The 12,831-nt window shown below is 50.9% G+C and carries 1 protein-coding gene; it reads right to left on the bottom strand.

Annotation, left to right across the window (positions count from 1 at the left end):
* Positions 1-32: 32 nt before the first annotated feature.
* The coding region (locus PXY01_RS05420) for an SDR family NAD(P)-dependent oxidoreductase (protein WP_127568041.1) at positions 33-12,831 on the bottom strand (12,799 nt) is incomplete at its 5' end.

The raw sequence follows: 12,831 nt of genomic DNA on the forward strand, positions 1-12,831 counted from the left end.
TGCATTTATGAAATTAAACCTATGCCGATTGTCTACGAATGCATTTGCTTCAATAACCGATCGGCCTGCTCGATATCCAAGGCTCCCTCCAGCACTTGCTCTATCAATGCTTGCATTGGTTGCCTAGAGCTTGGCTCGACAGATGCTTGTTGGCCGTCTGGCGCCTGCTTATTCAATTCCTTCGCCAGCATCCTCGAAAATTCTTTAATGCTCGGATAGTCGTACACCTTCGTTGCCGAGATGGAGGTACCATACCGTTTATTGATAGACTGAACCCATTCGACGCCTATAATGGAATCAACACCCATATCGACAAATTTTTCGTCGTATCCGATATCCTCTTCATTCATGTTCAATGCTTTAGCAAGAGTTTCGATCAGCTCCTTATGCAGCGATTCCGCCCGGATAGCTCTCTGACCATTCGCCTTCCGATCCACATCGTCCCCAGCCGCCAACTGCCGAGCAGAAAGCTCCGCTGCAGGCTGCGCTTGCAACAACTGGGCTTCTTGCTGCACTGGTGTACGTTTCTCCTCAAGTTGTATGGAGTACGGTGGCTTCGCCTCAGGCTGCATTGAAGGCTGCGCCTTAGGCTGGGTCGCTGTAAACTCAGCTGCTGATAGGGCTGTTGTCTGCCCATCCATTCTTGCTGGTTCTCCAGCTTCCGACTGACGATCCGATAATGAGCGCAATACGATCCCTTGCGGTTTATCAAGCACCTTCACGAGCGGCTGCTGATGAGTAATGCTTTTTATGGTGAGATCGGGATCTTGCATAAGCTGCTCTTGTACCGGGGACTCGACAGCTGCAGGTTCAGGCTCGACGTCCCGGGATTGATTTCCCGTTATATTGACCCAATATCTTTCCTTAGCGAACGGATACGTCGGCAGACTAATCCGGCGAGGTCTGGTATTTCCATAAAGCCGATTCCAATCGATATCCAGCCCCTTAACCCAAAGCTCCGCCAGCTTTGTAAATTTGCCTTTGCCGATCCAACTATCCACCATGCTCGCCATATCTTCATCCGTTTCAAGAACGGCTAAAATGTCTTTATTTTTCTTAGCCTGTCCCAAGTACAAACCATCGGTTTCTTCGTCCCCCGCCAAGAAGCTCTCCAGCTTCTCTTCAAGCTCCTTAACGGAGTTGACGACGACGGCTAGCCGCTCTTCCATCGGTTCGCGGCCAACCTGAAGGGTGAAGGCTATATCATACAAGTCGGTCTTTGCATATTCAGGCTCTTTGAGCGCAGCAAGCAGTCTTTGCACCTGCTCATTCAATCGCTCTTTATTCTTGGCCGACAGGATGACCATACCCGGATAGCGCGGTAATTCGACGGCGTCTCTCATCTCCTGTTCCTCCGGAATATACTCCTCGATAAGCACATGAGCGTTGGAGCCGCCGGCACCAAAGGAGGAGATGCCTGCAATTCGTGGGCATTCAATCATCTTCCCGTCAATGTTCACGACAGGTCTCTTCCACTCGGTGAGCTCTTGCTGAACGAGGAATGGACTGTCGTTGAAATCGATATTCGGGTTTAACGTGCTAGAATGCAGCGACGGTACTAGCTGCCTATATTTCAGCTGAAGAAGCACTTTAATTAATCCGGCAATGCCTGCGGCGCTCTCACAGTGTCCGATATTGGATTTGACTGAGCCGATTGCGCAAAATTGCTTGTCCTCTGTAAATTCCCGGAATACTTTTTGTAAACCAGCTATTTCGATAGGATCTCCGAGAGACGTTCCGGTACCATGTGCTTCTATATAGCTGATAACTCTAGGGTTGATTCCCGACTTTTTCAAAGCCTTTCGAATCACACTAGCTTGCGCGTTAGGATTCGGAACCGAGTATCCGTTTGTCTTCCCTCCATGATTGACGGCGATCCCCTTAATCACTCCATAAATGTGATCGCCGTCGGCTATCGCTTTCTCCAGCGGCTTAAGCAGTACAGCCCCTACGCCTTCGCCCGGTACATAGCCGTCCCCGCCTTCTCCGAAGCTTTCGCACCGACCCTTACTGGATACAAATTGGCCTTGCCCGAGCATCAAATATTTGTTCGGGTGAATCGACACATTGACGCCTCCGGCAATAGCGAGCTCGCACTCGCCTAGCTGCAAGCTTTGGCAAGCCAAATGAACTGTCGTCAATGAAGAGGAGCACATCGTATCCACCGCCATGCTCGGCCCGTGAAAATTGCAATAATAGGAAACGCGATTCGCAATCGAGGCCGGATTACCAGGGATTGCAAGCATTCGGCCTCTAGCCTGCTCCTGTGCTCCATAGAGCTGGTATTCCTCGTACATGACCCCTACGAACACGCCTACATTTCTTTCCGGTTCCAGCGTATCGCGCGTATAACCTGCGTCCTCGATCGTTTCATAGACGCATTTCAGGAATAGGCGCTCTTGCGGGTCTATTATTTCTGCTTCCCGCGGCGAAATGTTAAAAAATCGAGGATCGAACTCGTCCACGCCGTTAATAAAGCCTCCCCACTTGCTGTAGGTTTTTCCAGGCTTCATTTTATCCTCGTCATAATAGAGGCTGTGATCCCAGCGATCCTCCGGAATTTCCTTAACGCAGTCCTTTCCATTCCGCAGGTTATTCCAGAACGAACGAACATTGTCCGCCTCCGGGAACATACCCGATAAGCCAATAATCGCAATATCCTGCGATCGGTTCATGGTCTTCGGCTCCTGCTTGGATTGAAGCTGCTTCGGGCTGTAAGGCGACTGTCTTTGACTTCCGGAAGGTGGCCATTTCCGGTCGCTTTGTGCAAGGTTGTGCATGTATGCGCTCTCAGCGGCCGCCTCTTCCTTGATTCCAAGCTGTTTCGCCAGCCTATCCCGATGGGCCTCAACGAAATATTGGGCTAGCGCCCTGATATTCTGGTATTCGAAGAATAATGTTTTGGGCAACAATCCAAATGTTTTCTCCAGCTCGCGGGTTAGCTGCTTAATCATAATAGAGTCGATTCCATACTTCTCCATCGGGGCGTCGATCTCAATCTGCCTTGCCGATAGCCCGATGGATGAGGCGAGCAATTGTTTAAGGTAATTCGCCGTTTTCTCTATCAGCAGCTCTTGACCGGTTCCCGCATCCTGACTGTTGTCGTTGACCATAGAGGAGGTATCTGCTGACTGATTCAAGGTCGGCTGAAGCAGCGTTTCCCGCAGTTGTCCGGCGTCGCCTTCCAATACCATCATCTGGCTTTTTCCGGACAGCAAACCATCATACAAAGCTCGGATTCCTGTCCCGGTTTCCATCGCAACCATCCCCATTCCCTCCATGATCTGTTCGGTTTCCTTGTCGATACGCATTCCGCCCTCTTTCCATAGCGGCCAATTGATCGATAGTGTACGGCCATGACGCTGTTTGCGCTCTACCAGCATGTCTCGATACGTGGCAAAAGCGTCCATAAAGGCGTTTGCGGCTGCATAATCCGCCTGTCCAATATTCCCCAATCTCCCCGCAACGGACGAGAAGAGAATAAAGAAATCAAGCGGCATGTCCTTGCAAGCTTCATCTAGATTGACTAACCCCGCCACCTTAGGAGCCAGCACTTGATGCAGTTCTTCAACAGTCTTATTAATGATGAAATTATCGTGAATCACTCCGGCACCGTGGATAATCCCATCTAACCTGCCAAACGATTCCCGAATATCCCGGATCAATGCTTCAACCGCTTCTCTGTCGGCGACATCTGCTTGCCGGTATATGACCCTTGCGCCTAAAGACTGTATTTCCTCCATCCTAGCTTTGACATCACTGCGGAGCGGAGAGCGTCCCACGAGTATCATTACAGCCCCTTCAGCATGCCGCGCCATTTCCCCGGCACAGATTAACCCGAGACTGCCCGTTCCACCGGTAAGCAAATAGACGCCCTTCTCCTTCCACGGTAAACGGAACGCTTCTCTGAATGAATTCAGTTCCACCATGGCGGAAGCATACCTTCGGCCCGACGCATAACGAATATGCACATTCACAGCAGTAAGGCCCGTTTCCTGTAATCGATCGGTAATGTCGACTCCATGCTCCTCCTCATCATCCAGTTCAATCAGTTGGCCGACCAGCATCGGATTTTCCAGCCATGCGGTTTTCAAGAGTCCGAAAAGCCCTGTAAGCAACTGACGTTCGCCTTTTGTCGGAACGACAAGCTGAACCAACACTTTGCCTTTAGGCTGCGATTTAAGCAAGCGTTGAACTTCATCAAACACCTGCGCCGCATATTTCATAAACCGCTTATCGATATCATTCGGCTCGGATTGCAGGACGAGGCAGCGCACTCCTTCCATCCGAGCCTCAATCATCTCCCCCGAAATGACTTCCGGCTCGCAAAGGACGACCAAATGATGACGGTAATCAGGAGCGGTTCCGCCAGGGAGCGACGGCAGCTCCTCCCATATCGGCTCAAGCATTAACGTCTCCGACAGCGACCTTTTATCCAATCTTGCCGCTTCTCTGTCGTCTATCCACAAGGTTAAGCCCTTCATTCGAACGCATACCGTTCCTTGCTCGTCGCACAAATCGATGTCAACCTTCAACACCGTGCTCTCCTGCCTGCTTCTTTCGCTGTAACGGACCCATGCCCACATTTCGGATGAGCATTGGTTAAATAGGACAAGCTCCTCAAGCGCAAACGGCAGAGCCGGTCTCATGGCAGCTTTGCCGCTGGACAAGACAGCCGCATTCAAACCAATGACCGATTGGAAGGCAGCATCCATTAGGCCAGGATGCATCACGAACTGGTCCGTCGTATCGTAACCGGAAGAAGGCAAGGATAGCTTGGCAAGCGCTTGATCGACTCCGGCATAGACCTTCTCAATTCCCTGATGCATCGGACCATAGAATATCCCCATGTCTCCGAACGCTTCATAGCACTGATAGGAAGAGAGAGTGCCCACACGACACTGTTCCCGCACAGCTGTAATATTTAGAACAGGAGCCTCCGTTATCGGAGCAAACGCAAGTCTACCTTCGGAGTACACTGGCCGGTCCGTTCCCGATTCTCCTGAATCGCCGAATATTTCATAAGCGATCTCCCCGCCATCTAGGGGATAGAGCCCGATATGGACGCTTATTGGCCGCTCTCCTGACTCAGCAGGACGAACCCATGCCACATCTTTGAGCTGCACGCTCATCTGTCCCCTGCTGTGTTCAGAGAAGTCCGCAATCTGTTCCCCAGCTGCCCTCGCCATTTCAAGATGGGCCACACCTGGCAAAAGCCTCCTACCCCCGATCACATGATCGGCCAAGAAAAATTCCTCGCCCGTAAAAGTGGAGCTGAATCGCAAGCCGTGTACATCGGATGTGTTCCGATGGAGTAAAGGATGGATGACCATCGCTTCCTGCCGTTTCGAAACCGTACCGCCTAGTGTCATTCGATTATTCCTATCCGATATACAATACAGCTCCCTTGCAAAAGGATAGGTCGGCAGGCTGACTCGATTCGGCTTCGTGTCGCCGTACAGCTTGCTCCAGTCCCATGCCGTTCCTTGTACCCATAGTTCCGCAATTTGGGTATAATCGCCCGCGCCGACCAGCGCCTCAATCGCTCCTGCCGCATCCTTGTCTTCATCACGCGCGCCCAGTCGCTTAACATGCCCTAAGAATACGCGGCTGTTATCCACCCGGCCTTCCACAAAAGCTTTCAACCTCTGTTCAAGCTCATGGAGAGAGCCTGCAAGGATAGCCAGACGCTCCTCCATCGCCTCACGGCCTACCTGCAGCGTATAGGCTATATCTCCGAGACTTTCTTCGATGAACGACCGCTTTTCGATTGCAGCCAGCAACTGCCTTGCTTGTTCCTTCAGCTGCCATTCGCTCTTGGATGACAGCACGACAATTGCCGGCTTTTGTTCGGTGAAGACGACAGGCTCTGTTTTCCGTTTCGGCGGGTTATATTCCTCAATGATCAGATGAGCATTGACTCCTCCGAATCCAAAGGAGCTAATACCAGCGATCCGAGGAACGGGTTCCCCTTGCGCATCCGTCAGCGTCTCCCATTCGCGCGCCTCTTGAACGATATAGAACGGGCTGCCTTCCAATTTGATATAAGAATTAATCGTATCGCAATGAAGACTTTTAACCAGCGTCTTATGCTTTAACTGAAGCAGTACTTTAATGACACCCGCGATTCCGGCAGCCAGTTCCAAGTGTCCGATGTTCGTTTTTACCGATCCTAATCCGCAGTAGGGCTCCTTAATTCCCGGTCCTTCAGTACGGCTGTACAGCTCTTTGAACGCTGTCTTCAAGCCGTTGATTTCAATCGGATCTCCCAGCTCAGTCCCCGTCCCATGAGCCTCAATATAAGAGACCGTTCTCGGATCGATACCGGCCTTCGTATACGCATCGATCAGTAAATCGGCTTGAGCCCTCGGATTAGGCGCGGTCAGAGAATTTGCCCGGCCTCCGTGATTGACAGCCGTGCCCCGGATTATGCCATATATATGATCTCCCGCCTGCTCTGCATCCTTCAACTTCTTCAAGAAGAGCATACCTACTCCTTCGCCGCGCACGTAGCCGTTGGCCTGATCGGAGAACGTCTTGCATCGACCGTCCTCGGACAGCATGCCTGCTTTATTAAAGCTAATATGAAGCTCAGGGGATACGATCACATTGACGCCGCCGGCTATCGCCATATCGCAGCTTCCGTCCTCTATTGCTTTAATTGCCCGATGAATAGCTACAAGCGAACTGGAGCATGCCGTTTCGACAGGCTCGCTTGGTCCGTGAATATTAAGGAAATAGCTCATTCGATTTGGACCTACTGAAGGCGCCATGCCGCTGGAAGAATACGCTTCGACGCTCACATCGCCCTGATAAATCATATTGCTATAGCCGCTGTTCGCAGTAGCAGCAAAAATACCTGTACGGGTTCCTGATAAGCTCCCTGCCGATATGCCGGCATCCTCAATCGCTTTCCAGATATAGGTCATTAATAACCGCTGCTGCGGGTCCATAAGTACAGCTTCCCGAGGCGAAATACCAAAAAAGAGGGGATCGAACTCATAGACCCCGTCCATAAAGCCGCCCCACTTGATGTTTGTTTTATTCGCCTCGTTCGCAGGATCGCCGTAATACGCCTTCCAATCCCAACGGTCTTCAGGTATTTCGGTTATACAATCCTTGCCTTCTACAAGATTGTTCCAATATTCATCTACATTCCGGGCCATCGGAAAAGCTCCGCTCATGCCTACGATGGCAATAGGCTCGGGAACTGCAGATGATTGCTGCTGCGCGGACTCGCCTGTCTCGACCATAAATCTGGAGCGCGTCCGCCTGCTACGAGCGATCTCTGCCGCATCGTCCTTCACAGCCGGTGCTTCATCAAATGCAGGACGGTCGCCCCCGGCAGGCTTATTCACGGCGAAATGCGCAGCAAACACGGCCTCATACTCCTTCACCAAATAAACGGAAAGGTTACGGATCGTGGAATATTCAAAAAATACGTCAGGCGTCAAATCAAGCGGGTACAATCGATTCAGGTTATTAGCAAATTGCGTGAGCAGTATAGAATCGAAGCCATATTCGCCCAGCTCCACGTATGCGTCTATATCCTCGATTTTGACCTTCAGCATTTTCGACACCGCTTGTACGATCGCTGCTTGCACTTTGTCAAGCAGGCTCGGTACGTCATGGCTTATAGAAGCTGCGGTCGAGACGACCGCAGCCTTGTCAGGCTGCCTAATCCCCGAAGCCGGTAATAGTCCAACCGTTCGCTTCATTTTTTCAAGACTTCCTTCCATCACCATCACTTGATTGATACCGGCAGCCATACTCAGGTAAAAAGCTTGTATGCCAGTTGCGGTCAACATACCAATCATGCCTGTATGCTGTCTGGCCAACTCTTCCGATTGCTCATCTATGCGCATCCCGCCCTCTTTCCAAAGCGGCCAGTTAATCGATAGCGTTTGACCGTGTCGCTGCTTCCCTGCGACCAGCGAGCTCCTGTATTCGGCATAACTGTCCATGAACGCATTAGCGGCAGCATAGTCCGCCTGTCCCCGATTGCCCATACCGCCGGCTACTGAGGAAAAGAGAACGAAAAAGTCGAGCGGAAGGTAACGGCTAGCATAATCCAGATTCACCGTCCCCAAAACTTTTGGCGCCAAGACCTCCAGCATTTCCGTTCTATTCTTTTTGCGTATAAGGCTATCGCGAATAACACCTGCGCTGTGAAGGATGCCATTGATGCCTCCGAATTCGGTTTGAATGTCCCGAATCAAATCGACTACCACCTGCTTGCTGGACACATCAGCTTGTCTGTATACAACTCGTCGAGCTCCTGCTGCCTCCAATTCCTTCAAAGCAGCCCGTTTACGATCATCCAGCATAGAACGTCCCGTTAAAATTATGGTCGCATGATGGACCTTGCTTAAAATTTCCTTTGCAAAAATAAGTCCCAAGCCGCCGGCGCCGCCGGTAATCAAGTACACGCCGCTGTCCTTCCACGGAATATTTGCCGCCTCCGGAGGAGTTTGTACCTCGTTCCAGCCGAAGACCAATCGCTTGTTGTTCCTATACCGGATTCGGATATCCTCCGGACAACGGCTGTTCTCCTTCAATCGGTCTACGATGTTCGTCCAATCCTCTTCGTGTTCCAGCTCGATCAATTGCCCTGCCAGCTTAGGATGCTCAAGACGAGACGACCTCAAGAGGCCGGAAAGTCCCGATAGAAGCTGCCCCTGCTCCTGACCACAATATGCAATCTGGATTAGCGACCTGCCATGGGAATGATCCTCCAGCATCCTTTGAAGCTCCTCCAGCACCTGCACTGCACAATGCTGAAACTGTTCCCCGATTCCTTCTCGAACGGATGGCACAATGATGCATCGCGTACCGTTCATCTGCGATTCTACCTGCTCTCGAGAAATTCCAGAGGGCTGACATAAGATGGCGACTTGACACTCGTTGACGGGCGTTTCGGCCTCGATTGGAATGTCCTTCTCTTGCCACACAGGCGCTGCCATCAAGAGACTCGATTCGAACGCGGCCCTCGAGGAAATAGACTCGTCATTCAACTTTCTTGACGAATATCCTTTGATTCGTACACAGACAGCCCCGGTCTCGTCACACAAGTCAATATCCAGCTTCTGCACCTTATCTAGAGCATGGCCATCTGCGCTGCGCCGAATCAGCGACCACATAACAGGAGTGCAGCCTCGGAAAATCTCAACCTCCTGAATCGCAAAAGGCAGATAAGGCTTGACCTCTCCTGAACCTAGAACGAAACCGATTGTTGCCTGCAAAGCCGAATCCATCATACTTGGGTGCAGAACGAACTGAGAGCTGCTCTCCGCAACAGAAGCCGGCAAAATTAATTTCGCCAGCAGCTGTCCCTCTCCGACATACACCGTATCGATCCCTTGATGTGAAGGACCATAATCGATACCCATGTCGCTGAAAATAGCGTACAGCTGCGAAGAATAAAACATTTCCCCGCGGCATGCCTCTTGAATAGCTTCAATATTAAGCATTGGAACATAATCAATCGAGCTTCGTACGGCGCTTCCGTAGCTGTATACGATAGCCTCCGCTTCAGCATGTCCGCTCATCTCATAGATTTCATAGGAAATCTCTTGCTTCTCATTCAGAAAGAGTCCGATGTGAAGCTGCACCGGAGCATCCTCTACGGTTATCGGCCGGGTCCAAACTACATTTCGCAGGCAAATTCCAGCCTTTCCGTCTTCGACGGTTCCCGTCGCACGTTCGACTGCCGCCCGTGCCATTTCAAGGCAGGCGACTCCAGGCAAAACCTTCCGTCCATTTACGACATGATCCTTCAAGAAAAACTCCTCGCCGGTAAACGTCGAGCTGTACCGCTGTTCCGTGAGATCGGAGGTGTTGCTGTGCAGCAAAGGATGCAGTATTGCGGCTGCTGCAGGAGCCGCCCCTTTCCACGCTTGGCCTTCAATCGCAGGCGCCCAACAGCGTACCTTGGCAAACGGATAAGTAGGCAGACTGATCCGGCCGTGCTTTTCGTTGCCATACAGTTTACCCCAGTCGATTTTCAGGCCTTTTACCCAAACCTCCGCGATTTTGTTCCATCTTCTCTTCTTAAGCCACGTTTCAAGCAGAGATTTGGCGTCCTCATCCGCTTCGAAAACTATGATCTCGTCCTTGCTTTTCTTCACCTGAGCCGTCCAGACTCCAGCCGGCTGATCGCCGTATACAAAGCCTTTCAGCGACTGCAGCAACGCCTCTTTAGAATCAGCCACAATAGCGAGCCGGTATTCCATTGGCTCCCTGCCCACCTGCAGCGTATACGCCAAATCATCCAGATTCACATTGTTCTCAGCTGCGAGAAAGCTGTGCATTTCCTCGGCATATGCTTTGAGCTGCTTTTCACCTTTGGCAGACAATACAAAGAGTACGGAGCTTGAAGCAGAGGCGGCTTTAGCGCCTGTTCCGATCCGAGGACGGTATTCTTCAAGTACGAGATGAGCGTTCGTACCGCTAAATCCGAAAGAGCTCACGGCAGCACGTCTCTTGTCACCGTATGAAGGCTCCCAATCTTTCAAATTCGTATTGACGTAAAAAGGAGAGCTCTCAAAATCGAAATGCTCGTTCGGAGTGTTGAAATTCAGCGTAGGCACCAGCTTTTCTTGCTTCATGCAGAGCAGTACCTTATGCACGCTTGCGATGCCTGCGGCTGCCGAGGTATGTCCGATATTGCTTTTGACCGAGCCTATGGCGCAATAGTTTCTTCGATCGGTTTTTTCTTTGAAGGCTGTCGACAAAGCCTCCAATTCAATTGGATCTCCCAGCTTGGTACCCGTCCCGTGCATCTCAACATAGCTGATGCTTTCGGGCTCGATATTGTACTTGCTGTATATTTCTCTCTCCAGCTCTATCTGACTGTTAACACTTGGGGCGGTAATGCCATTTGTTTTACCATCCTGATTAATTCCAGAACCGATAATCGTGCCATAAATATGATCCCCGTCCTCCTCGGCATCCTTCAGCCGCTTTAAGACGAGCACTCCAGCGCCTTCTCCCGGAACAAAGCCGTTAGCGCTATTGTCAAACGTATTACACTGACCATCCGGCGACAGCATTCCGGAGGCGGACATGCCTACATAGGATTCCGGCGTAAGATATAGCGACACTCCGCCAACGAGCGCCATTTCAATCTCTCCGTTTAACAAAGCCTGACATGCCAGATGTGTTGCCACTAACGAGGAGGAGCATGCCGTGTCGATCGAGATGGCAGGACCCTTCAAATTTAGGAAATAGGAAATACGAGCCGCTGCAATCGCATTGCTGTTGCCTGTCGTATTCGTGAACTGCGCTTCATTCTTGTACAGCAGCATACTGTATTCGTTATTCAGTATGCCTAGATATACGCCGCATTTTTTATTTCCCAATTGGGAGACGCTGTAGCCCGCATCCTCGAAGGCTTTGTACGCTTCCTGTAAAAAGATGCGCTGCTGAGGGTCCATTCCTTCCGCTTCTGTAGGCGAAATATTAAAAAAGAGCGGATCGAAATATTCTATTTCCTCGAGAGCGCCAAGCCACTTGCAATAGGTCTTTCCCTCTTGCGCCGGACGAGGATCGTAATATTCGTCGACATCCCAGCGATCCTTTGGAATCTCTACAATGGAATTTTTCGCTTGCGCGAGATTATCCCAATATTGCTGCATATTTTTCGCGCCAGGATATCTGCCGGAAATGCCTACGATGGCAATGGCCTCTTTAGATGCCGACGGAGCTGCAGACGTACTTACTTCCTTCTCTACAAGACTATATGGTCCAGAGCTTTCCGCAGTCGGTCGCGTCGAAGCACAAGGAATCGCAGCCTCTGCTCCCGACGATGACGATAGAGTTTCAGCTGCAGACCTGACCTTATCCTGAACTTTCGTTAAGGATCGTTGAACGAAACGTCCCCCATTCTTATCGATCTCTTGCGCCAAGAAAGCGGCAAATTGCTGTATGGTCGGATAGTCGTATACCTTGGTCGCCGGTATCGATGTGCTGTATTGCTTGTTGAGAGTGCGAATCCACTCTACGCCTATAATCGAATCCAAGCCAAGCTCGACAAAATTTTTATCCGTCTCGATGTCGTTTTTCTCCATATACAAAGCTTCAGCCAAGCTGGCCGTCAGCTCCTCCAGCAAAAGCGCTGCGGAAGTAGACTGCAACGTACCGGGTATTGTCTGCCCGCCAACCGGCTCAGGCGACGATTCCGTTTGAACGGGAGCATGGTCTGGATTTGCAATCGGTTCCAGCTTTCTTCTTGTACGTTCACCTGATTTGCTGTTTAATTCATGCGCTAGAAAGGTAGTGAAATCAGATACCGTTGGATAATCGTAAACCTTGGTCGCCGGTATCGATGTGCCGTATTGTTTGTTGAGTGCACGAATCCACTCCACACTGATGATGGAATCCATACCAAGCTCAACAAAATTTTTATCCTTCTCAATATCGCCCCGATCGATATATAAAGCTTGCGCCAGGCTTGCTATTAACTCCTCCTCCAAAATTCCCACGGATATGGATGGTATAGAAACTGTTTCTTCCTCCTCCTTCACATGCTTTGGCAATGACAGTGGAGCCGCATGTGAAGATAGTGTAATCATTGGGCCTGCTTTGACGACAGTCTTGCTTGGTTGCAGCTGACAGTCCGACAATTGTCGCAAGGCAATGCCGCTTGGCTTGTCGGAACGGCTGGCTGTGCCGGATTGGAACAAGCCTTCCGTCTGACGTGCAAAGCTCTGTACAGGAACCGCTGCCGTCGGCACTTTATGTGCGGATGGAAGCACGATATCCGAGATCCAATAACGCTCCCTTGCAAAAGGATACGTCGGCAGGCTAATGATCCGCGGCTTGTTCTCCCCA

Source organism: Paenibacillus xylaniclasticus (genome assembly GCF_004001065.1).
In the GTDB taxonomy this organism is placed as follows: Bacteria; Bacillota; Bacilli; order Paenibacillales; family Paenibacillaceae; genus Paenibacillus_T; species Paenibacillus_T xylaniclasticus.